The 21,995-nt window shown below is 42.5% G+C and carries 27 protein-coding genes and 1 pseudogene; 5 read left to right on the top strand and 23 right to left on the bottom strand.

Features of this window, described 5'->3' with window-relative positions:
- Positions 1-45: 45 nt before the first annotated feature.
- From prpC to PNC201_RS21220, 3 genes are all read right to left on the bottom strand, one after another.
- Positions 46-1,167: a bifunctional 2-methylcitrate synthase/citrate synthase gene (gene prpC, locus PNC201_RS21230; RefSeq protein WP_017217742.1), complete on the bottom strand. Its 1,122-nt coding sequence runs from the start codon at positions 1,165-1,167 to the stop codon at positions 46-48.
- A 77-nt stretch (positions 1,168-1,244) separates the two neighbouring features.
- Positions 1,245-2,123: a methylisocitrate lyase gene (gene prpB, locus PNC201_RS21225; RefSeq protein ID WP_010603812.1), complete on the bottom strand. Its 879-nt coding sequence runs from the start codon at positions 2,121-2,123 to the stop codon at positions 1,245-1,247.
- Positions 2,124-2,137: 14 nt separating this feature from the next.
- Complete coding sequence (locus PNC201_RS21220) at positions 2,138-2,812, bottom strand: GntR family transcriptional regulator (protein ID WP_176474655.1); 675 nt, start codon at positions 2,810-2,812, stop codon at positions 2,138-2,140.
- Between the two features lie 267 nt (positions 2,813-3,079).
- Here PNC201_RS21220 and PNC201_RS21215 point away from each other — a divergent pair, with 267 nt between their 5' ends.
- The 3 genes from PNC201_RS21215 (at position 3,080) to PNC201_RS21205 (ending at position 5,068) form a co-directional block, all read left to right on the top strand.
- Positions 3,080-3,799: a substrate-binding periplasmic protein gene (locus PNC201_RS21215; protein ID WP_102058337.1), complete on the top strand. Its 720-nt coding sequence runs from the start codon at positions 3,080-3,082 to the stop codon at positions 3,797-3,799.
- Between the two features lie 19 nt (positions 3,800-3,818).
- Positions 3,819-4,544: a substrate-binding periplasmic protein gene (locus PNC201_RS21210; protein WP_010603815.1), complete on the top strand. Its 726-nt coding sequence runs from the start codon at positions 3,819-3,821 to the stop codon at positions 4,542-4,544.
- Positions 4,545-4,720: 176 nt separating this feature from the next.
- Positions 4,721-5,068 (top strand): RidA family protein, encoded by a 348-nt coding sequence (locus PNC201_RS21205; protein WP_102058336.1) that lies wholly within the window; start codon positions 4,721-4,723, stop codon positions 5,066-5,068.
- 178 nt (positions 5,069-5,246) lie between these two features.
- Here PNC201_RS21205 and PNC201_RS21200 read toward each other — a convergent pair whose 3' ends face one another.
- The 7 genes from PNC201_RS21200 to PNC201_RS21165 form a co-directional block, all read right to left on the bottom strand.
- Positions 5,247-5,729, bottom strand: a complete 483-nt coding sequence (locus PNC201_RS21200) for a MazG-related protein (RefSeq protein WP_088532871.1) — start codon at positions 5,727-5,729, stop codon at positions 5,247-5,249.
- 150 nt (positions 5,730-5,879) lie between these two features.
- Complete coding sequence (locus PNC201_RS21190) at positions 5,880-6,401, bottom strand: hypothetical protein (RefSeq protein ID WP_102058334.1); 522 nt, start codon at positions 6,399-6,401, stop codon at positions 5,880-5,882.
- Positions 6,402-6,526: 125 nt separating this feature from the next.
- The gene (locus PNC201_RS21185; protein ID WP_158299152.1) at positions 6,527-7,027 is read right to left on the bottom strand and encodes a hypothetical protein; all 501 of its coding nucleotides are present in this window, start codon (positions 7,025-7,027) and stop codon (positions 6,527-6,529) included.
- 55 nt (positions 7,028-7,082) lie between these two features.
- On the bottom strand, positions 7,083-8,063 hold the full coding sequence (locus PNC201_RS21180) for an HNH endonuclease (RefSeq protein WP_102058332.1): 981 nt from the start codon (positions 8,061-8,063) through the stop codon (positions 7,083-7,085).
- A gap of 114 nt (positions 8,064-8,177) precedes the next feature.
- A complete protein-coding gene (locus PNC201_RS21175) occupies positions 8,178-8,654 on the bottom strand; it encodes a hypothetical protein (RefSeq protein ID WP_102058331.1) in 477 nt (158 codons plus the stop codon).
- A 121-nt stretch (positions 8,655-8,775) separates the two neighbouring features.
- A complete protein-coding gene (locus PNC201_RS21170; protein WP_102058330.1) occupies positions 8,776-9,357 on the bottom strand; it encodes a hypothetical protein in 582 nt (193 codons plus the stop codon).
- Positions 9,358-9,459: 102 nt separating this feature from the next.
- Positions 9,460-9,888 carry a hypothetical protein gene (locus PNC201_RS21165; RefSeq protein WP_102058329.1) on the bottom strand — a complete coding sequence of 143 codons (429 nt, stop codon included), beginning with the start codon at positions 9,886-9,888 and terminating at the stop codon, positions 9,460-9,462.
- A 390-nt stretch (positions 9,889-10,278) separates the two neighbouring features.
- Here PNC201_RS21165 and PNC201_RS21160 point away from each other — a divergent pair.
- Positions 10,279-11,237, top strand: a pseudogene (locus tag PNC201_RS21160) (integron integrase).
- A 29-nt stretch (positions 11,238-11,266) separates the two neighbouring features.
- Here PNC201_RS21160 and PNC201_RS21155 read toward each other — a convergent pair.
- Complete coding sequence (locus PNC201_RS21155) at positions 11,267-11,608, bottom strand: zinc ribbon domain-containing protein YjdM (protein WP_010603818.1); 342 nt, start codon at positions 11,606-11,608, stop codon at positions 11,267-11,269.
- Positions 11,609-11,786: 178 nt separating this feature from the next.
- Between PNC201_RS21155 and PNC201_RS21150 the strand changes: the two genes are divergently transcribed.
- The gene (locus PNC201_RS21150) at positions 11,787-12,230 is read left to right on the top strand and encodes a hypothetical protein (protein WP_102058328.1); all 444 of its coding nucleotides are present in this window, start codon (positions 11,787-11,789) and stop codon (positions 12,228-12,230) included.
- 247 nt (positions 12,231-12,477) lie between these two features.
- Here PNC201_RS21150 and PNC201_RS21145 read toward each other — a convergent pair whose 3' ends face one another.
- From PNC201_RS21145 to PNC201_RS21090, 12 genes are all read right to left on the bottom strand, one after another.
- Positions 12,478-12,687: a cold-shock protein gene (locus tag PNC201_RS21145; protein WP_010603820.1), complete on the bottom strand. Its 210-nt coding sequence runs from the start codon at positions 12,685-12,687 to the stop codon at positions 12,478-12,480.
- 351 nt (positions 12,688-13,038) lie between these two features.
- Positions 13,039-13,869, bottom strand: a complete 831-nt coding sequence (locus PNC201_RS21140) for an alpha/beta fold hydrolase (protein WP_102058327.1) — start codon at positions 13,867-13,869, stop codon at positions 13,039-13,041.
- A gap of 114 nt (positions 13,870-13,983) precedes the next feature.
- Positions 13,984-14,691 carry a hypothetical protein gene (locus PNC201_RS21135; RefSeq protein WP_102058326.1) on the bottom strand — a complete coding sequence of 236 codons (708 nt, stop codon included), beginning with the start codon at positions 14,689-14,691 and terminating at the stop codon, positions 13,984-13,986.
- Complete coding sequence (locus PNC201_RS21130) at positions 14,681-15,412, bottom strand: hypothetical protein (protein WP_102058325.1); 732 nt, start codon at positions 15,410-15,412, stop codon at positions 14,681-14,683. The genes PNC201_RS21135 and PNC201_RS21130 overlap by 11 nt, the downstream gene beginning before the upstream one ends.
- Positions 15,402-15,761: a cupredoxin domain-containing protein gene (locus PNC201_RS21125; RefSeq protein ID WP_102058324.1), complete on the bottom strand. Its 360-nt coding sequence runs from the start codon at positions 15,759-15,761 to the stop codon at positions 15,402-15,404. Before PNC201_RS21125 ends, PNC201_RS21130 begins: the two co-directional genes overlap by 11 nt.
- Positions 15,748-17,079: an ATP-binding protein gene (locus PNC201_RS21120; RefSeq protein ID WP_102058323.1), complete on the bottom strand. Its 1,332-nt coding sequence runs from the start codon at positions 17,077-17,079 to the stop codon at positions 15,748-15,750. The genes PNC201_RS21125 and PNC201_RS21120 overlap by 14 nt, the downstream gene beginning before the upstream one ends.
- A complete protein-coding gene (locus PNC201_RS21115; RefSeq protein ID WP_102058322.1) occupies positions 17,079-17,741 on the bottom strand; it encodes a response regulator in 663 nt (220 codons plus the stop codon). Before PNC201_RS21115 ends, PNC201_RS21120 begins: the two co-directional genes overlap by 1 nt.
- The gene (locus PNC201_RS21110) at positions 17,738-18,394 is read right to left on the bottom strand and encodes a tetratricopeptide repeat protein (RefSeq protein ID WP_010603827.1); all 657 of its coding nucleotides are present in this window, start codon (positions 18,392-18,394) and stop codon (positions 17,738-17,740) included. Before PNC201_RS21110 ends, PNC201_RS21115 begins: the two co-directional genes overlap by 4 nt.
- On the bottom strand, positions 18,391-19,182 hold the full coding sequence (locus PNC201_RS21105) for an SDR family oxidoreductase (RefSeq protein ID WP_102058321.1): 792 nt from the start codon (positions 19,180-19,182) through the stop codon (positions 18,391-18,393). The genes PNC201_RS21110 and PNC201_RS21105 overlap by 4 nt, the downstream gene beginning before the upstream one ends.
- Positions 19,182-19,865 carry a TenA family transcriptional regulator gene (locus PNC201_RS21100; protein WP_102058320.1) on the bottom strand — a complete coding sequence of 228 codons (684 nt, stop codon included), beginning with the start codon at positions 19,863-19,865 and terminating at the stop codon, positions 19,182-19,184. Before PNC201_RS21100 ends, PNC201_RS21105 begins: the two co-directional genes overlap by 1 nt.
- Positions 19,866-19,878: 13 nt before the next feature.
- Positions 19,879-21,354, bottom strand: coding sequence for an AMP-binding protein (locus PNC201_RS21095; RefSeq protein ID WP_102058319.1), 1,476 nt, complete (start codon positions 21,352-21,354; stop codon positions 19,879-19,881).
- Positions 21,347-21,985 (bottom strand): thermostable hemolysin, encoded by a 639-nt coding sequence (locus PNC201_RS21090; protein ID WP_102058318.1) that lies wholly within the window; start codon positions 21,983-21,985, stop codon positions 21,347-21,349. Before PNC201_RS21090 ends, PNC201_RS21095 begins: the two co-directional genes overlap by 8 nt.
- Positions 21,986-21,995: the final 10 nt, after the last annotated feature.

Below are 21,995 nucleotides of genomic sequence, written 5' to 3'. Positions count from 1 at the left end.
CAGGCGGCCATGGCGACCGCCAGAATAGATTCGAACAGTGTTCGATTAACGCTCAGATATGGCTGGAACTGGGCGTAGCTCCTCGCCAGTATATTCCGCCGATGGACGAATGATACGGTTATCTGCGCGCTGCTCCATAACGTGTGCAGCCCAACCTGTTAAGCGTGACATAACAAAGATTGGTGTGAACAATTTAGTCGGGATCTTCATGAAGTTATAAGCTGATGCATGGAAGAAATCAGCATTACAGAATAGTTTTTTCTCGCGCCACATGACTTCTTCACAGCGTACAGATACAGGGTAAAGTACCGTATCACCCACATCTGCCGCTAGTTTTTCAGACCAACGTTTGATGATTTCGTTACGAGGGTCACATTCTGAATAGATAGCGTGACCAAAGCCCATGATCTTTTCTTTACGCTCAAGCATACCCATCATTTCTTGCTCTGCGTGATCCGCAGATTCAAAGCGCTCAATCATTTCCATTGCCGCTTCGTTTGCGCCACCGTGAAGTGGACCACGTAGAGAACCAATTGCACCAGTAATACATGAATGCATATCAGAAAGCGTTGAGGCACAAACACGAGCTGTAAAGGTCGACGCGTTAAACTCGTGCTCTGCATAAAGGATAAGTGATACGTGCATCACACGCTCATGTAGCTCACTTGGTTTTTCGCCGTGCAATAAGTGTAAGAAGTGTGCACCGATTGAGTCGTCATCCGTCTCTACATCGATACGAACGCCATCATGGCTAAAGCGATACCAGTAACAAATAATGCTTGGGAAACTTGCTAGCATGCGATCGGTTACTTTACCTTGTTCATCAAAACTTGCTTCACCTTCAAGGTTACCAAGCATTGAACAACCCGTACGTAATACGTCCATTGGGTGTGCGTCAGCAGGAATACGTTCTAATACTTCTTTTAATGCCTGCGGCAAACCGCGCATTGCTTTTAGCTCGCTTTTATAAGCGTCTAGTTCAGCTTGATTTGGTAAGTTACCTTTAAGGATAAGGTGAGCCACCTCTTCAAACTGACAATTTTCAGCTAGATCCTTTACATCGTAGCCACGATAAGTCAAACCTGAGCCCGACTTACCTACCGTTGATAGTGCTGTTTTTCCTGCTACTTGACCACGAAGGCCCGCGCCACTTAGTACTTTAGCCATATTATTGTCTCCTGAATTTTTTACCTGCTGGGTATTGATATTTTGTGCTGCTGAGCAACCCTCAACAGCTTTAATTTTTACTTATTTTTACCTTCGGCGAATAATGCATCGAGCTTTTGCTCATAATCGTGATAGCCAAGGTAATCATACAAATCCATTCGGGTTTGCATGGTATCGAGTACCGCTTTCTGGTCCCCATTTTCTAAAATAGACTGATACACCAGCTCCGCCGCTTTGTTCATCGCTCTGAACGCACTCAATGGGTATAGCACCATATCTACGCCCCACTCACCTAGCTCAGCTTTGTTCCAAAGTTCTGTCTTACCAAACTCAGTGATATTCGCTAGGATGGGCACATCAAGTGCTTCGCTGAATGCGCGATAGTGTTCTTCAGTTTGTACCGCTTCTGCAAAAATGCCATCAGCGCCTGCTGCAACATAAGCTTTTGCACGTTCAATTGCCGCTTCTAGCCCTTCTTGTGCAAACGAATCTGTTCTTGCCATAATGAAAAAGTCAGGATCGGTGCGCGCATCAACTGCTGCTTTAATACGGTCAACCATTTCTTCTGTCGACACGATTTCTTTATTTGGACGGTGACCACAACGCTTTTGCGCTACTTGATCTTCCATATGTACCGCAGCGGCACCTGCTTTTTCCATATCTCGGATGGTTTTTGCGATATTGAAAGCGCCGCCCCATCCAGTATCAATGTCGACCATTAAAGGTAGATCACAAGCCGAGGTAATGCGACTTACATCTGCAATTACATCATTTAGAGATGTCATTCCTAAGTCAGGTAAACCATAAGATGCATTAGCAACGCCACCACCAGAAAGATAGATAGCTTGATGACCGATTTTCTTTGCCATCATAGCGCTATATGCGTTGATAGTGCCGACGATTTGAAGCGGTTTATTGGCTTTTAATGCTTCACGAAATTTTTTTCCTGCGCTCATGATGATGCTCTCTCTTAAAAGTGTGATTGATTGCTTGCTAACTTGGTTGCGATATTATTTTTAGAATATTGAATATGTCGACGCATCAGTATTTCTGCCAGTTCAGGATCGCGGTTACTGATCGCACGAACGATATGTTTATGCTCGTCAAATGCCGTGGTGACGCGGGGACCGGCCATCCCTAACTGCACACGATACATACGTACCAAGTGGTACAGTCCATTGACTAGCATAGAGATAAGACTCGCATTTTTACTGCCAAGAATAATGCGGTAATGAAAATCGAGATCGCCCGCTTCTTGATAATAAGAATGTTGGTTTTTGACTTCATCGAATTGACTCGACAACAAACCTTCTAAGTCTTGAATTTCAGTGTCAGTCATGTGCTGCGCTGCAAGCCTTGCCGCCATCCCTTCTAGTGCTTCACGGATCTGATAAAGCTCCATCAGCCCTTCCGGTGTGAGAGTAACAACGCGCGCCCCTACATTGGCTTTACGTTCAACTAGGTGACATGACTCCAAGCGATTAATTGCCTCGCGAACAACCGCTCTGCTGACTTCATACTTTGTCGACAATTCCATTTCGCTGAGCTTAGAACCTGCCGCTATTTCACCTTCTACAATTTCCTTTCGCATACGAAAGAATGCTTTATCAGAAGAAGTAACCGCTTGCTCGTCAAAAAAGCTCATCATTAGTTAGCCAGTCTTAGTAATTTAAGTTGTAGACAATATAGTGCTGGTTGACGCGCACGTCAACCAGCCTCGCCGCAAATTGTCGACAATTTTCAATATAAGCAATATTCACCATATTTATAGCTTGTGACAAATAATCACTCTCATGTATTTATCTCGATACGGTATCAGGAAAGGATTAATTGCATCGCTTAAAAATCATGCATATTATGAAGATACCTTTACTTTAGCCTGAAGATTGCGATGCGGTGTTTTCAAATAGTAATGCTTACCCTGTTGCTAATAACCGGCTTAGCGCAGGCGAACACCTATACCGTACTGGTCTATCACGGTGCTAATCCTCCTTACTATTTTGAAGAACAGGGAAAACCCAAAGGTATTTTTGTCGACATTTTTCAAGAGTTGGCAAAACTGACTTCACACCAATTTGAGTTTATGCCGCTCTCTGTCGCCAGAGGACAGCGCTATTTCGACCAAGGTAAAATAGATATTGAACCTGGGATCAATAAAGTGTGGCGGGCCGAAGCAGACGTTCCGGGGATTTACAGCATCGACTATGCCTTCTCAACCGAAGTACTGCTTGGGTATCAATCTCGCTGTGTAGGCAAGCATAGGCCTGAGCAGTTTTACGGCGCATTGGTCGGCAAAGTAAGAGGATATCGTTACGATAATTTTGAAGCGCACTTGGGCGAAGACAAGATCATAGTTTATGAAAATGTATCGGAGAAAGAACTGCTCGCACAGCTTGAACATGAGCGTTTAGACTACATCATGATTGGTTCGGTGACAGCAGACTACTATATTTCACAACAACCAAAGTATCGCAAATTTCAGTCTTGCTATGAAATAAGCCGATTACCCGTACATATGCGCTTGCAGCCTCATCTAACTGAGCTACAAACGGAAATAAATATCGCCTTGCGACGAATGGTTAATGACGGAAAAATAAAATCCATCTATGCTAAATATAGATTAACGCGTTAACGTGTGGAGTTGTTTGGTAATGACGAATGCTGTTGTTGGACGTCTACTACTTTTTATTTTGCTGAATAGCCCGTTGCCCTTATGGGCTAAATTGCAGGTTGTTACGGAACTTTCTCCACCCAATCAAACCATAGAAAACCACCAAGTTGCAGGTTCAAGTACCGATCTGGTCAAAGCGATTTTAAAAGCAGCGGAACTCGAGGGACAGTTTTCTATTTACCCTTGGGCTAGAGCTTTTAAATTAGCGCAGCATGACAAACATACCTTAATTTATAGCATCGCAAAGACCCCCGCGAGAGAAGACAGCTTTCATTGGATTGGTCCTGTTGCTGTATTTCATTTAGGTTTTGTTACCAATCGCTATCGCGAGGACATAAAAATTCAATCACTTGAGGATGCCAGGCAATACAAAATAGCGGTTCAGCGTGGTGATATCGCAGAAGGCACACTTAAAGCACTCGGGTTTAACTTTGTTCAAACCAGCGACATCGAAAAGTCATATGAATTACTCGTCACAAACCGTGTTGATTTAGTGATTGATGACCCGCGTTATATCAAAACCATGGCCTCGGAGCTTAACCTTCCAGCCGACCACTTTACCTTTTTATACGATGTGGAAGCACTCTCGGTAAAAGGTTACCTTGCAACGAACAACCAGCTTCCGTTAGCGATCGTTGAGAGACTACGTAGTGCATTTACTAAGATAAGTAAAACAGAAGCTTACCGACGCGTTTTAGAGCTGTAGCTAAACCCAATTGCTTTAGTTCAAAATACTCTCACGTATCTTGGTTTGTGTAGGTAGCAATTAACCATCGATGCTTTTCACAAAACCAATACCAAGCAAGTAGCTCATCTTATAAAAAAGAGATAACATTTCAGCCTAAACCTGCCGATTACAGTAACGATTAGAAAGGAAAAACAGTGATTGAACGAATTGACACCAAACAACGAATGAGCCGTATTGTAAAACACAATGGTACTGTTTATTTATGTGGCCAAGTGTGTAAAGACGCAGAACAAGGAATTAAGGAACAAACTGAAACCATGCTTGAGAAAGTTGATGAGCTACTTATTCAAGCAGGCAGCGACCGCAAACACATTCTTTCTGCGACAATTTATATTAAAGACATGAAATATTTTGCAGAAATGAACGAGGTATGGGATGCATGGGTGTCTGAAGGTTATGCACCAGCTCGCGCTTGCGTAGAAGCGAGCATGGCCCGTGATGCATTGCTTGTTGAGATTTCGGTGGTTGCCGCAGAAATCTAGTCTAAAAAATATAAGCCTAGTTTAGACAAGGCTTACTGTTAATCTGTCAGATTTGATTTTTAGATATTGATCAAATTTGACAGCCGTATTTGACGCAGTAGTGTAAGGTGGTAATGATACCACCTAAAGTAGTGTCCGGATTTATTGAACCACAACAGTGGGTGTCTTTGGTTTATTGTTATGGCGCTGAACTCAAAGCTAGTTCTTGTATGTCAATTAGGTCAACTTCCCTACCCAATATTCGCTTATACTCTACGAGATGATGTACTGGAATAACTGGCAGTTCGATGTCTTGATAGTATTTTACCACTGACTCTGAAAAGTGGATTTCAAGCTCATGCCAAGAGCCATCTAGAGCCGACTGTATCTTCGTATTTTGAGATAAACCGATTTCAATTTTCTGATTTTGGTAAACCAACTGGAAATACTCTAGATCCCAACCGTACTCTGCATAATGACTTAACGGTTTAGATATGAACTGCGATACGCGAGCTAAGACCTTATTTGCGTCGGAGTTGTGGATATAAAGGTCTATATCAGCGATTTCACGACTGCCACCATGAATCGTTGCAGCTAGCCCACCGACAATTTGATACTCAACACCCTCAGAATCCAAGAGTTCTTTGAGCCATTTCAAGGCTACTTTCACTTTATTACTCATCTAATTCCCTTAGCTGAATTTTGCCCTGTGCCATAACGCCTTGTTAAGGTGTGAGGCACGCAATACCGAAGCTTCCGCATACCACCTTTACCACTAAAATCAACGCATAGTAAAAATGCCAGGCGTGCCGAATCACTCTTGAACAATTTGTTATGTATGTTCCTGAGATAGCGCAGAAAATTGATCGCGCCATTGTTCAAGTAATGGAATTGCAGACAATAAGCAGAATTTTCGTTCACCTATAAGAAAAGCCAACACATTAGATAGTGGGTAGTTTTCTGGGTCTACAACATTGGAAATACTAAGGTAGGTTTTATTGCTAATTCCGCTTTCACTATACCAGTCCCACTCTGACTCATGTTTCCACCAATTTGCAGCAGAATTGATAACTGAGATATGAGTAGATCCTAGTGATGTTACCGTTCCAAGGTTTAATGCGTCTTGCTTGCTAACTTCACTTTTATACATGGTATCACTTATGTATTGCTGCATAGCAACAAAACCAACACCTATAAAGTATTCTGCTCTGTCAAAAATACCCAAACTGTCAGCATTTATACTTGATTCCGCTTGTTCCATTAACTGTTCTAATCGTGAATCGAGTAAAGCTAATAAGTCGCTCAGTTCAGCGATTTTAAGATCAAGGCAATCTCCTTTTGAAAACAGCAACATACAATTATCCCTCAAAATACATAACGCTTTGCTAAGGGGCAATTACCAGTTGGCTATACTTGCGCGAAGCGCCAAGCCGACTGGTTATTGTCCCAGTGAGTTTACGAACGAATTTCAGCAACTTGTTAGGTATACTCGCCACGCTTCGCCTTAATAGCAATATAAAAACCAGCAAAAATTAAGAACGGCCCCAAAAATAAGCCAACTTTATTGTCACTAGCCCATGCATCTGCCATTTCTTCATATGTGCGGATATTTTTTCCTCCGACTGATAATGCATAAACTGTGTGATATTTTTTACCCGTTATATGATTGGTATTAGTTTCATCCAATCTAGTTAAAATTGCTACAACAAGACCATTCGCGTTTTCTAATGAGTTTTGAACTAGTCCCATTGCATTAGTTTTTGAAGGATAATTGTATTTAGCATTTTGGCTTTCAAATTTAAACCTCACCCCATATTTATGTGGTTCAATCCACTCAACATGGCCAGTAACTTCGGTTAATTGATTTTTATCAGGAAAACCATTCAATGGGTCGATTAAATAACTTACTAAAAAGTAAGCTCCTCCCAAAATAGAGAAAACTGATAATAAAACATTTCGAATGAGCAGGAACTTCTTCACTGTATACCTAACGCCTAAAGCAGCGGCGCATTTATGCGTCCACTGCCTTTACTTGTTAAGTTTTATCACCAAACCAAAAGTCTCTTTCAAAACGCACTGTCTCAGCAAAAGCTTTCAACCCTGGGTAAGGTATGTTTTGCTTTTGTTCAGGCAAATATTGAGCTCGGTAGTGTTTGAAAGTTAGATCCATATGAGGCCCAGATGTTACGTATAGAACGCCAACATCTAGTCTGTACCCATACTGGATACTTTGCCTTACTGAATCAAATATATAATTTGCCGCACGATTTAGCTCCAAGGCCAAGTCTTCAACTAAATAACAGTGGTAATCGTAATCTTTAGCCAAACGATCGTATGCGTCTGGATCCCACCTATCAATTTTATAAAATTTCTCTGTTACCAGATCGTGCGGCCCACACTCTACTGAATGCTGATCAAAAGTATTTAGAAGGTCTTGCAGAACTCTCCGAAAGTTCTCGAATGCAATTTCTAAATTCTGGTATCGATTCGGCCATACTCTACTAAAAAGCCAACTTCTCAGGCCTTCCAGCTTAGAACGCATTTCCTTGGAAAGCTGTGGTTGACCGCCACCAAATAACCAGCTAGTCCAAGCATTCCAGTTTTCAATATCTATTTGTTGTTCAAACTCCTCTAAATATGAAGCATAAATCTCATCATCCCTTTGTTTATGTGCATCAAAACCTTGCAGCTGAGAACTAACCCAAACCTCATGCGACTGCTTTATTTCATGCAAAAGATCGATGGTGTAATGAAGATATTGATCATCGATAACTTTGTGATGAATATTGCAAAGCAATAATAAATTATTGTATTTGTCTCTTTGCTCGGAAGTTAAAGGAGATTCACCTCTTGGACCATCAGCACTTTTTGCAACTATATGACAAGCCTCCCCAACTATAGACTCATCATCTGTCTGAGTTGAGTCAAAGACGAGCTCTTTACGACAATCTGGAAAAGCACACCGACTAGCAGCCCGCCCCCATAACATTTTCTGTGTTTTTAAACTAATACCCATGAGGTTCCGAGCTCTCTGTAGAAACTTAACGCCCGATTAACGGGTAAAAAATTGTGGGCTAAAATTGAGCGAAGCGAATATCCCGCAAGTTTTTTATCCCTGTTTAATTGTTTGTTAGTTGCGTTTTAACTCAAGTTTATTACTTGAAACAATGTCATCACTTGAATTTCTAAAACTAAAATAACCGTTAAAAGCTTTACCATTATTGGTTAATTTTAAAAATATAGCTCCCTGAGAGAACACTCTCCGATCTTTACTTCTACAACTCAATGTTAAGTACCCTTCCCAATATTCTCCTATCAGCTCGTAATCTACACTAAAATTTTTCTCAGGTGACTTATGAACAAAATATAAAGAGCCACTAACATCATGTGCATTTTGTTTTATAACAAATGAAAAACTAGATAACGTTCCCTTTTGCTTATTTTCATAATCTTTTTCCCAAGAACCAGAAATATCCGCCCCTTGATAACGAGCACTCTGATAACTAGGAAGAATAATCTTTAACCAGATACCTTTTGCAATAAAAATTGTCATGGTTGTTAAAATGCCTGCTGCTACACCTAACAGGATAGTTTCAAATTGAGTCATAGCTTCCTTGAGCAACTAACGCCTCGCTTAACCGGCGCAAAATAGCAGGCTAAAATTAGCGACGAAGGAGCGCAAGCCTGCTGTTTTGCGTCCTTTATGGTTAAAGCGTTTGTTAGTGGTATTATGCCCCAAGAGCTAAATCTGCTTTTGTTATTTCTTTACCGCAGTACCAAAGTGATAAACCACTATCAATTTGTTTTATAGCCCCTTTTAAGACAGGAGCGCTCCCCACCTTTGCATGAGCCAACTTATTTTTAATATGACGATTTAACTGACCAGATATAGATCTTAATTTTTTCCAATCAACTTCATCGGTTGGGTACATGCATTTCGCCTTTGCACCTGCTTCATTCCAGTGGCTTAAAGTAGAATTGAAAATACGATTGTTTTCAACCCGACCATGCTCTAACTGTATAACTCCAGCGCCTTCCAAACTTGTTCGGAATTTACCGATATTTGGGTTTAGTTTAATACTCTTAAACACAGGCTCGTTAGTCACACTCGGTGACCAAAAGCGTAATAGGAAAGATGAGTTTTTTCTTTCATTAGCTAAATCCACTAAGTCTTTAGTAGCCACTATTTGTCTAATATCGTGATCTATGCGTGAATAAGCTTCAAAAATTTTAAAATCAGTTTCGGTTAGCAACCAATCTACAAAATTGCTGAAATCATCATCGGATGCAAAGAAATCAACCTGAGCCATGAAATACCACTAACGCCCCGATATGGGGCGCAAAATGCATGGCTATAATTAGCGAGGTACGAGCGCAGCCATGCTTTTTGCGTCCTTACCATTATTGGTTTGTTATATTTTACTATTACACCAATTATCAAACCGCTGCGCAAACTCTAAAGAAATATAGAAAAAGCCACCGACAATGAACGCAATTGGTACTGTCCATAATTCATTATTCCACTTCAAAGTTACACAAAGCCAAAATAAGCCAACTGTAGTAGCTCCTGCAATAGCATTCGTTACATGCGAACCTTTTGAGTGTTTAATAGGCAATGTTAACTTAGCAATTCCACGAGCCAACTCTCCAGAACCAATACAACCTATAAAATAACCGCTTAGTTCAAAGTTAACATTAAATTGCCAACCAAAAAGTGGGAATATTAGCCATAGGAATAAGAATCCAATTCCGTAAGCTGCTGCAAAAACAAGAACAGTTAAAGCGGAATGTAACTCTTGTCTAGTTTGGCTATATAGGTATTTAATTACTGCTCCAAACATTTTATTGACTCAGACTCTCCGTAAAATATAACAGCTTATTAGCATGAATTCCTGAATATCTCACTTATCCACAAGAGAAATGAATACAACATTCAAGCTAACTTTATTTAATATTTTTAGTAAGTTACCAGCCAAACTTTGTCATTTCAACATGCAAATTACCTGAAAAAACGAGTTGGGACTTATCCGAGCCACAAATTGGCTCGCTAAGAACAAGTTGCAAATAGCTAACATATTAAAAATACTCAGTTTTAAATGGCACTTACGAGATATCCGAGCCTTTTTATTTCTCGTTATTGATCTTTTCTTAAAACATTAGGCAGCTTACCTTGCAATTTTGTTACCTGTCACTTATAACTGTATAAATAAACAGTGAACAAAGGATTCAAAATGCCTAGATCACCATTTTTAGAGTCTGTTAGGCTAGAGCTTAGAACAAAACGCTATAGCATCAGAACAGAGAAGTCCTACCTATTTTGGATTAAGTCCTACATTTTGTTTAATGATAAAAAGCACCCTGAGCAAATGGGCAATCAAGAAGTTGAGCGTTTTTTAAACCACCTTGCGGTCAACAAGCAAGTTAGTAGCGCAACGCAAAACCAAGCGTTGTGTGCCCTTATTTTTTATATCGCTATGTGATACAGCGGGAAATTCAAGGGTTAAAATACACGCTAACTAAAAAAGAGCAAGCAATCCCATGTGTACTAACTCATGAAGAGGCAATGATGATTATCTCTAAGCTACATGGCAAGTATCAATTAGTCGCATCTCTTCTTTATGGTTGTGGGCTCAGAATAAACGAAGCCTTACACCTGAGAATAAAAGATATCAACTTTACTAATAGCACTCTATTTGTATTTAGAGGAAAGGGCAAAAAAGACCGATATACGCTGCTGCCCAAGTCATTGCATTCGCAATTAACGGCGCAAATCGAATATGCAACCATGGTACATCAGCAAGATATAAAAGCGGGCTTTGGTTTTACATCTTTGCCTGTATCTCTTATCAAAAAATATAAAAATGCAGCTAAAGATCTTTCATGGCAGTACCTTTTTCCTTCCACTACTCGCTGTCAGCACCCCCATGATGGCTATATTTGCCGGCATCACATACACGAAACCGCTTTTAGAAAACAGCTAAGGAGCGCCGTTAAGCAATGCAATATCCCAAAACAAGTTAAAGCTCATACTTTCCGACACACGTTTGCAACACAACTATTAATCAACGGAACCGATATCAGAACTGTTCAGGAGCTTTTGGGCCACACTGATATTCGTACAACTGAAAGATATACTCATGTTATTGGCACAAGATTTGGCACCACCCTCAGCCCACTGGAGCAACTTTAAAACTTCATAACCTTCAATCACTTATCCACTTAAGTATTTGCTTTTTTCACAAATTTCGCCGTAACCATCATTTCACCTACGCCATCAACCTTGCAGTCAAGTTCGTGGTCTTTTTTATCCAGCACACGCCTTACCAAAGCCTTGGTGCCAATCTTAATGACTTGTGAGCTGCCTTTAATCTTAAGATCTTTAATCACAGTGACTTTATCGCCATCCACTAATAGTGTGCCATTGGCATCTTTTACTTGAATGTCGTCCTCGGTAGCAGTCGCGTTTGGATCCCATTCGTAAGCACATTCAGGGCATATTAGCTGACTTTGATCTTGATAAACATATTCAGAATTGCACTTGGGGCAAGGTGGTAAAGACATAATTAACCGTATCACTTTTAAGGCTGTGTATCATCGGCATATGATACTGTAAAAGTGAGTAGAGCCTCCTCTATATTCTTCTTTAAATCGCTATTGAATTAAGAATAGCTACCCAAAATGTTGCGGCACGACAATTGCTTAGTTATTAATCTATATTTCATCATATAAAGGATTACCTATGCTTGTTAGTCAAACTCAAGGGTTTGGCTCACCAACAATTTATAGCAGCCAGAGCCAGAATCAACCAAAAGAGGCTGAAGCAGTACAGAAAGACACTCAAGTCTCCATTAGCCAAACCGCAAACAATGCCAAACATAATTGGCAAACTATTGCCTCTAAATACAACGTTCACAATATTTCAGCGGCAGAAGCACGAACTATGTCCCGAGAACTATTCGAAGGTGGGTTTATTGGTTCAGGTCAGATGATGGCTATCGGCGCGCCGATATCAATGACTGAAAACCCACATGAAAAGACTGATTTACTTGGAGATATGAAGCGTACATTTGAAATTTCAGCAGCTAGCGGCGGGCTCAATAAAACCTCACGAGAGATTTATGCTTCGGCGATCACTACGCTTGAAAATCTCGCCAAGACACACAGAAATAACATACCAATTTGAGGGAGCAAATCTGATGCTAACTGAATTAGAAATTTCTCATTTAGAGCATAAGTAGCAAAACTTTTGCATCGCCTACATGACCGTGGATACCTTGGCAGTAGCAGAATATGGTAGCGGTATTATCGACAAGATTTTCCCGTCTCAAAATAGATCACTTCATTAAGCGGATGAGTATAAGTTGATATCCATTAAATTACAGACACAAAAAAGCAAGCCTTAGCTTGCTTTTTCTTCATCTATTAAGCGATTAAAGCTTAACGATGTTCTCAGCTTGAGGACCTTTTTGGCCATCAGTTACTGTGAATTCAACTCTCTCGCCTTCAGCAAGTGTACGGAAACCGTCACCTTTGATTGCGCTGAAGTGTGCGAACACGTCAGGGCCATTTTCTTGAGCGATGAAACCAAAACCTTTAGACTCGTTAAACCACTTAACGGTACCTGTAAGAGTGTTAGACATAATACTAATCCTGATATAAAAACAAAAACCAATGCTGCGCATTGATGAGCTATGCCCATGTGGGCGCATAGACCTAAATTTGTAGAGTGGATAAAACTTCAGGACGGTACTACTACAAGCAAACACTTATACAACAACGTAATGGAGATTTTAAAACACTGACTCAAATTCTGTCTATGAACATCATATAGGGATTCCGCCCTAAGTCAATGTATTTTTAATCATCAATATGACTTGCTAATGACAAATATCAATATTTTTTTCACGGCTTTTTCAACACCCTATTTTTTAAACACATTATTCCCCTAACCCTGTGTAAATAATAGAGATTGCAATAAAATATTCATAAAGCTAGAGAGGCTTTTTTGACTCTAATTCCCGAATTAATTGCACCACTTGCTCGACAACCACTTGCGGGGCATTCATAGGTACCGTGTGGTCACTCCCCTTGGCTATAATTAGCTCAGAATCACAATGTGATGCCAACGCTTCTTGTCCTTCTCGCCATGCTTTAACATCGCGCTGAGTTGGATCAAATGGTCTTTGGGCAACGATAACACGACACGGTATATGATCAGGTGCTTGATGCGCCCGAACACTCGCAACGGTTTCACTTAGCGCTTGAGTTTCCCGGCGCAGAGCTTCACCGAAGGTATTTTCTGGCAGAGTACTCAAGGGTTTTAGTAGCTTATCCTGCGCTAAGGCATGGGTTTTATCGATGAAGTAAACGGTCACAGGGTCAACATATAACAAGCCTGCAACTTGATCTGGATAATAGGTGATGTAGTTTTGCATTACATAGTATGCGTATGAATGACCGACATAAATAAATGGCGGCCGAATATCAAGCGTTCTCAACACTTCACGAAGATTACGATTATCCGTATCAATACTATAAGCTCTGCGGCTAAGCTCGCTTTTGCCATAACCTTCACGGTTATAGGCCACCAATGCATTGGGTACTTGCTGCGCGAGACCCATCATTACTGGTGTCCAATAAATGGCAGGCGCTGCAGAGCCACTTTCAAAAACAACGGCAGGTTCATTGCCCGCAACATGATAAACCTGCAAAGATACTTTGTTCGCAACCACGATGTGCTCTTGAATATCGCGTTCAAGTGCAATCTGTGCATAAGCACTATTAACGAACAACAACCCCAATAAAGTTAGCGTGCGATACATATCGTTTCCTTGATATCTATAGTTCGACTCTAAAGTTAGCAGCTAGATGCACCATAAGCTAATGACATTTTTGCTGCATCTCCCCCCTTTATTTAAACAAAGTAAAAGCGGCGCTTAAAACTCAAATTCCAATGCGAGTCTAAAGCTATGATCTTTGCCGGATTGGCTGATCTCCGAAATAAAACCCGCTTCCCATTTCAGCTGTTTTTGACCTTCGAATCGATGCAATCCGATAAACCCCGGACCAACACCAAAAAAGTCTTCTCCGACATAGACTTCAATTGCAGGCTGAAAAGCACTATACAAGCGGTAGCGCAGTTGCGCTCTAAACTCAGATTCCCACTCATCCTCAATGTCCTTACCCCACTCCCTCACCAAAAATGCATTCATGGTAAGGCTCGTGCGGCCAAATTCCTTCTCAAATAAAAACCCTGCGGTTGCTTCATAGGCATCGACTTTATGGCGTTTTTCAAGCTCGAACAACATGCCTATATCCGCCCAGTAGCGCCCTTGCTCTACAAATTGCCACCGCGACTCTAGCTCGTAAGCTGCCAAGTCAAAATTGCCCTCATCGTCACGCTCACCTATTGCGTAACCTTCGATGGTCATTGTCTCGGTGAGGCTCCAACCAAGTCCTAAACGCTGTGCCAACACATTCCCTTGCTCGGTTTGGCGAGATAGTAGTCGCCACTCCAACTCACGTTCAAGCGGTAAAACGTATGGATGATAAACTTTGTCCACCACCATACCATCCGCTTTTGCACTAAACGCTACAATCCCAAAGAAACTCACCAGCAGCGCGAGTAAAACATTATTTCGCATGCGCTGTTCTCCAATATGTACATCCCAAGAACGTAATCAACGCGCCTCCAAACCCTGCAAGCGTCGCAGCATTTGGTGTTGCTTCATACCCCACTAATACTCTTAGCACTCGACCAACAACACTGTGTTCGTCCACAATTTGTCGCAAGTCAATTTCAAGTCTGGCGGCACTAATTAAGTCCACTTGAAGCGCCAAGTCCAATGCAATCGACACCTTACTCGCACCGTGTAAAGCCAATAACAATAGCAACAACCAAGGTAAGTGCTTACTCTTCAACCAATCAAGGAAAAAGAAGAGTAGAATAGAAAAGCTCAAACAGATCCCCACACCGAGCGAGGTACCAATAGCGAGGGTTTGACCATCCGCTGGCTTTGAGTAAGAGAACGCAAAGCTTGCCAAATGGTGCAAATACAGTACCACGGCTAATCCAAAGGCCAAGGCAGCAAGTGCCGTACGTCCGGTGCGTTTTGTTGCAATCATTAAGCAAAATAAACTGAGTAGCAGTCCTATTTGCAATAACTCGAACCCGCGATAATCAAAACTCGAGGCTATTTCTCCACCCAAAAACCATATGCCAAAACAGCCGACTAGCCCCGCACTCAACGCGATGAGTGTCGTTTTAAGTGGTAAAGCAGCATTGGTACATTGTGCTAATAGTACCCAAAGTACAGTTACTGGTAATAATTGGTTCACGCTCACTACCACCGCATTAAGAAGCATTGTTTGGATCCTTCACGATAACGATACCTTGTGCTGTATTTGGTGAAAATTCACCAAAAAAACTATATTCACCGGGTGCTAGCGGGCCGATATAAATCACACTTTTACGGTTTGGAAAGAGCACTTTTTCACGATTAAGATCAAAACTGTCAAACTCTTCAACCTGAGGGTCTTGATTTTCGATGATGAGCTTTACTTTACGATTTGCCGGAACCTCAACTTGTGCAGGTGTAAACAAATGATTTTTAAGAATAATGGTATAACTTTCTTCCGCCCACAAGGCGAAACTACAGGTCGCCAAAGGCAAACCAAGCGCGAAAGACAGCGAAGAGACCTTAGTCCTTAGCATCCAGCCCCCTCGGTAAATTTACACAAACTCTAAGCCCACCTAAATGACTGCGAGCAAAAGAGATATCTGCATGATAAATTGCAATTATATGATTGACTATCGCCATTCCTAAACCTGCCCCTTTTTCCCCTGAAGGGTGTTTATCTCCACCAACGCGATAAAATCTGTCAAAAATTCGTTCTATTTCCGCATCCGACATACCACAACCCGAATCATCGATTTGCCATACAACCCGCTGCGCATGCTGCTGAATTTTTACTTCTATGTCACCTTCAATTGGCGTGTATTTAATAGCATTACCAATTAGATTAGAAAATAATGTGGTTAATGTGAACTCACAGCCCTCTAAGGTCGCTTCTGACGCTTCTAAGCTGATATTTTGTGATTTTTGTTCAATTCTCGGGTAACAGTTAGCAATCAAGTCTTGAGTTAATGCCACTAAGTCTTGCTGCGCAAATTGCTTATGCCACAGTTCTGGCTCTGTACGCGCTAACGTCAGCATTTGCTCAACCACATGGTTTAACTGCTCAAGCCCTTTTGACATAGCAGTGGCACTGGGATGCTTAGTATCGTGCGTTAAATTATGCAGATGAATTTTTAAGCTTGCGATCGGCGTTTTTAACTCATGAGCGGCATCGGAAGCAAAATAACGCTCTTTGAGATACGCGACTTCAACCTTTTGAAAGAGGTCATTTAGCGTCGCGATAACGATTGCCACCTCTGCTTTGTCGCTTTGCACTGCCAGCTGTGTAAAGTCTTTGGGGTTACGTCGTCTAAGCTCGTTAGAAAGATCTCGTAAAGGCTTTAACGCCGTATATATAATCCATGCGATAAACACCGCAAGAAACGGCATAATCACCACCAATGGCGTCATTGCTGAGACAATCATACCTTCAGCAAGGGCAAAACGCTTTTGTACCGGCTCAGCCACCAGTACTTGCCTTTCGCCAAACGCTTCACTGAAAGTTCTGAGTCTAGTCGCCCCCACATTTTGGGTGCTAAACCCAGCATGATATTTAAGCTTGTTCTTGTACTTAGCAAGTAGCTCACTACCCGCAACAACTTGATTGTGCTCAAGCACTAAAAAGTAAAATGCGTTGTTACCCGCACCACTGGGCAAGGTAGTCGCAGTAACTTGAGCATTAACGAGTGTTGCGATGGACTCTAAATGGCTGTCTAATTGTGCTTGTGCCATCGCCATGCTGGAGTGATAGCCCCGTAGCAGCGCCATGGATGCAGTCAGCACCAAAGCTGACACTAAAATTAGGGTCAACTTTCTCGTTATTGAAGCACCTCCAAGCGAGCTTTTCGTGCCCACTAAGCCCCCTTGCCAACCACATAGCCAATGCCACGCAGCGTTTTGATAAATCCATCGGGCATTTTCTTGCGGAGGTGATGAATATGTACCTCAATAGCATTAGAGCCTAAAGCTTCTCCCCAATCATAGAGCTTAGATTCTAATTGAGTTTTAGACAGCACACGGCCGCTGTTTTCCATCAACGCTTTGAGTAACATATATTCTTTACGAGGTAATTCTTGAGCGCTACCACTGACAAGCACCTCGTGACTGGCGAGATCTAACACGACATCGTTGCAGCTCAACGTGCTGCTCACTTGTTTGGTGAAGCGTCGACCAATCACCCGTAAACGCGCAAACAGTTCTTTAGGCTCAAACGGCTTAGCCAAATAGTCATCAGCCCCTAAATCCAGCCCTGCAATTTTATCATCAAGACTATTTCTCGCTGTTAGAATGAGCACAGCGGTTTGCGATTTGGTTTTTTTCAGCGCCTTGAGTACCGCCAAACCATCTCCGTCGGGTAGACCTAGGTCAAGCACCACCAGCTCAAATTCACCAGATTCAACAAAACTGATTGCTTGTCTTTGCGTCGACGCATGCTCAATGGCATACCCTTCTTTTTTGAGTGATGCGATGAGCCCCTGTGCCAGTAGCTCATCGTCCTCTACAAGTAATAGCCTCATTTATTCCTTCTTTTTAGCTTTTTTTCGACTTTAGCCAGTAGCTGTGCCACTTCTTCTTGACGGTATTCATCGGCTTTTTCTCTACCCGGACGGCTTGGCGCATTCTGCGCTTTTTTTAAGTGCGCAAGTGCGGCACTATAATCACGTTCGTCATATAAAAACTGTGCATAGAAATAGTTTACATCAATTCCTGCCGGATTGATCGCTAATGATTCTTGGAACAGCTTTTTCGCCTTTTTATCGCTGCCAAACCCAATTGGCCAGCCTGGGACCTGAGCATAGAGCGTGCCTAAACTCGTTAATGCAGAACCAGACAGTGCGTTTTTATCAAGTTCAATGGCTTTTTCGAATGAGGCTTTTGCATCTTTGGCAAGACCAAGCGCCCCCAAGCCACCTTTCGCTCCTGCAAAGCTCGACTGCACAATACCACGCCAGATGTAAGCTTCAGCGCGATCTGGATATTGTTCAACAAATGCCACGCACTGCTTAACCAGCTCTTCAAATGCTTTTTCTTGGGCATCGCCTTCGGTTTCATAATTTACCGTTGCCCATTTAGTTTGGACTTGGCTAAGATCATCGTCAAATGCTGCCCAAGCACCTTGACTGAATACCAGTAATGTTGCTGAAGCTAACAAGGTTTTTAGTGCGTTCATCGTAATGACTCCTTAGTGGAAAAAATGGTTTGGATGGTTTTCACTTTTTTGATTAATGCGTTATCAACAAGCTCTGGTAGCAAGCCATTGAGTCTCGCAAAAAATCGTTCAGGAAAACCAATGGCAGCACGTTTGGTGTTGCTATGGAGCAATTTCATAAAGGCTTGTGCGACGACCTCTGGCGAGTCCATCTGATTGCCGAGTGCATGGTTTACAGCTGTCGCGCGGTCGTCATTCATTTCAGTTGTGGTTGCGCGTGGCGCGAGATATTTAACCGCTACTTGGTTATCGAGCTCCCGCGTCAGTGCCTCTGTAAAACCACGCAAACCGAACTTGCTTGCGCAATAACTGCTTTGATATGGAAAGCCGATAGAGCCAAACGCTGAACCTAGGTTAACTATGGTGCCATGACTTGAGATCAGTTGTGGTAAACAGGCTTGACTAACTAGCATGGGCGCCAATAAATTCGTCTCCATCTGCTTTTTTAAGTCAGTTGGTAAAATTTCAGCAAACCCAGCCATGGTGTTAATGCCCGCGTTGTTGACGAGTAAGTCAACCCCACCCATAGTCGCCGCTTTTCTCGCGATTTGTGTCGCAGCGTCCTCAGCGGTGATATCCAAAGCAAGATAATCGTGTTCTCCGGATAACCCCGCTATCACCTGCTTTAATTTTTCGCTGTCTCGACCAATCAGCAAACAACGCCAATTATGCATGGCCAACTGTTTACTAATGGCCCGACCGATCCCCCGAGATCCCCCGGTGATAACGGCAAGTTTTGTTGCTTTCATCAACCTACCTCCGCAAATTCAACACCTGCAGGCACCGCTTCAATATTGCGGAATATGTCGCCGTACAAGCGATAAAACTGTTTAGCGCTGTGAATAATGATCGCTTGCTCTTTTTCACAGCTGATCTTGTTCATCAGCCCTGCAAAAAAGTCAATATGCTCAACATCTAACGCGCCATGAGATGTTAAATAGGAAAATGCGCTACGAGGCAGACCAAGTTTCTTCGCAATTTGACGAGCTGCATCATCGGCAAGTGCGATGGAAGTGCCCTCAAGCACATTAACCATGCCAAAAAAGCTCAATGGATGTTTACGAGCGATACTGTCGTACGCATAAGACACCATCATTTCAGTTGCGAAGCTTGGCATGCTATGACGTATTACTTCTTTATCCACACCACAGGCGGCAATATCATTAAGGATCCACTCTTGGTGTCCCATTTCTTCTTCGATGTAATGCCCTATCGCTTCTCGCAACCATTCTTTACTGTCATCTAGTCTTGCGCCACACGCCATAAGGAGTGGTACTGTGTGCTTTACGTGATGAAACGCCTGCTGTAAAAATGAAACGTATTGACCTTTGGTGATCTGACCATGAAAAACATCATGAATAATGGGTGCGCTTAGTAGATATTGGCGCGCTTGTTCCGTTTCGGATTGTAGGGTTTGGTAAAAGTTACTCATTGTCGTTTTCCTTTTAAACCGAAGCTACTTGCTCTGCCGCTTCGTATTGATTCTGGGAGTAAAGCGCTGAAATTTGCTGCGCGAAATTAGCTAAAATCACGTCGCGTTTAGGTCTCCCGTTCGCGGTAAGCATGCCGTTACCTACCGAAAAGGCTTCCTCTACGCGCACATAACATTTTATTTGGGCGTAATCAGGGAGTTGCTGGTTGGCAAGCTCAATGGCGTTATCAATCACAGCAGCTGTTAGTTGTGTCGGGGTGTAAATAAGCGCCGTTAAAAATGGCTTGCCATCACCCACCACCACGCATTGCAGTAAAGGTACATAAGCAAGCAAAACGGACTCCGGCCACTCGGGAGAAATATTGCGTCCAAAGCTATTGATCAGAAGATTTTTTAGCCGACCTTCGATGACAAAATGCTGCTCACGCTTGGACACTCTGTCGCCAGTTTTTAACCACGCATCTTGGGCTATCGCTTCGCCGCCTAAGTAACCTAAAAAGTTATTACCTTTGATCTCTAACTCATCTGCCACAATACGTGCCTGAATATGAGGCAGTAACTTACCAACGCTGCCATCTTGCTCACCAGTATTCAATGCAACAACAGACCCCGACTCGGAAAGCCCATACCCTTGAAACACAGGTAAGCCCAGCCGTTTAGCTTGCTGTAGCAGTTCAGTGTCAACTTTAGCGCCACCGACCGCAATAAAGCGTAAACTTGCGGGGGGTTGCCACCCTTGCTGTGCAGCGCTTATCAGGCAACGCAGCAGCTCAGGCACTAAAATTAAGCTATTTGGTTGTACTTCACTTATCTTTTGCAGCAACTTTTGTGGATATAGCAACTGGCTGCCCGAAAAGCCTAGCGACGCAAGTTCGGTTACCTCAACCATGCCACCACTGAGTAGCGGCGCATACACACCCGCGATGTTTTCTAGCAACACCGGTAGCGGCAATAAACATAAGTGCTTAGGCCGATTAAGTGCGATGGTTTCGCATAAACTACTCGCCACGACAAGCTGGTTTTCAACCGACAGACATACGCCTTTTGGTGCGCCTGTTGAACCTGAGGTATAAGTGATCTTTTGCGTTTTAGGAAAATAGGCTCCCGTGCTTTCACACCTAGTTTGATATACATAGATTGCTTGACCATAGACATCTAACACCGAATATTCAGCGCTATTTTCAAGCTTGGTATCGCTGATCAACCAGTTTGCTTTTGACTGCTCAAGGGTGTGTTCAACTTGCGCTGTGGTAAAGAAATGAGGTACTGGAATAGACACTTTATTCGCTTGTAATAGTGCAAAATCTACCAATAACCAAGCGATAGAGTTGTCTAGAGAGACCGCAACACTCTCGCCACTCATCACAATAAAGCGCTCAGCCAATGCTTGCGTGTAAGACTTTACCTCAGCAAAAGTGAGACGAGTTTGCCCTTGTTGTAAAAGCACATCACTGTCTTGATGTGGCAGTTTTTTTAAGAAATCACACATATAAAAATGCCTCTTTTAAGCTCGCGATTTCGACCTCGAGTCCTTGTAGTAAGTGTTGATACATTTCAGTGTTTGTGATCACCTGCAGGGCTTGATGTAAATCGACCGAACAAACCATGGGAGCACATTGGTAATAGCTGCCATAATCTTTGGCTGAGGCGATAGTGCCGTGTGCCAAAGAAATCTTGTTAACCTCGACTTGGCATAACTTCATCAATGCACGCACTTGTTTGGTTGCCGTAAACACCAAATAGCGGATATCACTCTCAAGCAGTGCTTGAGCCAGTACAATAAAGTGGCTTAACGTTGCCATTCGGCCTGTTGAGAACAAATTGCCAAGTTCTGCGATATGATTACGATCTGAAACCGTTGAGAGGCACTGCTCTACCGCACGATTAAGATACTGCTCCACAAATAATGCGTCTTTGGCTGCAAATCTAAGACCTAAAAAGCAATCGCTTTGGCGGTAGTTTAAATGGCTTAAAAGGGGATAATACTCATGAATGTCAGCGCCAAAAGCATGGGCAAAACCACTGTGGATAGCGTGCTCCAATTCAGCGCGCGCACCGCAAGTCTTGTTTGCCCATCTAAGGCGACTTTGTGAGTTTGTTGCTTGTAGTGCTTCACCCATCGTTTTCACA

It is taken from the genome of Pseudoalteromonas sp. NC201 (assembly GCF_002850255.1).
GTDB lineage: Bacteria > Pseudomonadota > Gammaproteobacteria > Enterobacterales > Alteromonadaceae > Pseudoalteromonas.
Note: the sequence above shows the minus strand (reverse complement) of the source record. Positions and strands in the feature narration are given on the sequence as shown.

Excerpts from the sequence above, each read along its gene's own strand:
- PNC201_RS21095 (WP_102058319.1), bottom strand. The coding sequence starts at position 21,354 with ATGTGTGATTTCTTAAAAAAACTGCCACATCAAGACAGTGATGTGCTT.
- PNC201_RS21150 (WP_102058328.1), top strand. The coding sequence starts at position 11,787 with ATGCTTGTTAGTCAAACTCAAGGGTTTGGCTCACCAACAATTTATAGC.
- PNC201_RS21100 (WP_102058320.1), bottom strand. The coding sequence starts at position 19,865 with ATGAGTAACTTTTACCAAACCCTACAATCCGAAACGGAACAAGCGCGC.
- PNC201_RS21115 (WP_102058322.1), bottom strand. The coding sequence starts at position 17,741 with ATGAGGCTATTACTTGTAGAGGACGATGAGCTACTGGCACAGGGGCTC.
- PNC201_RS21190 (WP_102058334.1), bottom strand. The coding sequence starts at position 6,401 with ATGTTGCTGTTTTCAAAAGGAGATTGCCTTGATCTTAAAATCGCTGAA.
- PNC201_RS21145 (WP_010603820.1), bottom strand. The coding sequence starts at position 12,687 with ATGTCTAACACTCTTACAGGTACCGTTAAGTGGTTTAACGAGTCTAAA.
- PNC201_RS21135 (WP_102058326.1), bottom strand. The coding sequence starts at position 14,691 with ATGCGAAATAATGTTTTACTCGCGCTGCTGGTGAGTTTCTTTGGGATT.
- PNC201_RS21165 (WP_102058329.1), bottom strand. The coding sequence starts at position 9,888 with ATGTTTGGAGCAGTAATTAAATACCTATATAGCCAAACTAGACAAGAG.
- PNC201_RS21210 (WP_010603815.1), top strand. The coding sequence starts at position 3,819 with ATGACGAATGCTGTTGTTGGACGTCTACTACTTTTTATTTTGCTGAAT.
- PNC201_RS21130 (WP_102058325.1), bottom strand. The coding sequence starts at position 15,412 with ATGCTTCTTAATGCGGTGGTAGTGAGCGTGAACCAATTATTACCAGTA.
- prpB (WP_010603812.1), bottom strand. The coding sequence starts at position 2,123 with ATGAGCGCAGGAAAAAAATTTCGTGAAGCATTAAAAGCCAATAAACCG.
- PNC201_RS21105 (WP_102058321.1), bottom strand. The coding sequence starts at position 19,182 with ATGAAAGCAACAAAACTTGCCGTTATCACCGGGGGATCTCGGGGGATC.
- PNC201_RS21220 (WP_176474655.1), bottom strand. The coding sequence starts at position 2,812 with ATGAGCTTTTTTGACGAGCAAGCGGTTACTTCTTCTGATAAAGCATTC.
- PNC201_RS21170 (WP_102058330.1), bottom strand. The coding sequence starts at position 9,357 with ATGGCTCAGGTTGATTTCTTTGCATCCGATGATGATTTCAGCAATTTT.
- PNC201_RS21175 (WP_102058331.1), bottom strand. The coding sequence starts at position 8,654 with ATGACTCAATTTGAAACTATCCTGTTAGGTGTAGCAGCAGGCATTTTA.
- PNC201_RS21140 (WP_102058327.1), bottom strand. The coding sequence starts at position 13,869 with ATGTATCGCACGCTAACTTTATTGGGGTTGTTGTTCGTTAATAGTGCT.
- PNC201_RS21215 (WP_102058337.1), top strand. The coding sequence starts at position 3,080 with ATGCTTACCCTGTTGCTAATAACCGGCTTAGCGCAGGCGAACACCTAT.
- PNC201_RS21180 (WP_102058332.1), bottom strand. The coding sequence starts at position 8,063 with ATGGGTATTAGTTTAAAAACACAGAAAATGTTATGGGGGCGGGCTGCT.
- prpC (WP_017217742.1), bottom strand. The coding sequence starts at position 1,167 with ATGGCTAAAGTACTAAGTGGCGCGGGCCTTCGTGGTCAAGTAGCAGGA.
- PNC201_RS21155 (WP_010603818.1), bottom strand. The coding sequence starts at position 11,608 with ATGTCTTTACCACCTTGCCCCAAGTGCAATTCTGAATATGTTTATCAA.
- PNC201_RS21200 (WP_088532871.1), bottom strand. The coding sequence starts at position 5,729 with ATGAGTAATAAAGTGAAAGTAGCCTTGAAATGGCTCAAAGAACTCTTG.
- PNC201_RS21110 (WP_010603827.1), bottom strand. The coding sequence starts at position 18,394 with ATGAACGCACTAAAAACCTTGTTAGCTTCAGCAACATTACTGGTATTC.
- PNC201_RS21090 (WP_102058318.1), bottom strand. The coding sequence starts at position 21,985 with ATGGGTGAAGCACTACAAGCAACAAACTCACAAAGTCGCCTTAGATGG.
- PNC201_RS21125 (WP_102058324.1), bottom strand. The coding sequence starts at position 15,761 with ATGCTAAGGACTAAGGTCTCTTCGCTGTCTTTCGCGCTTGGTTTGCCT.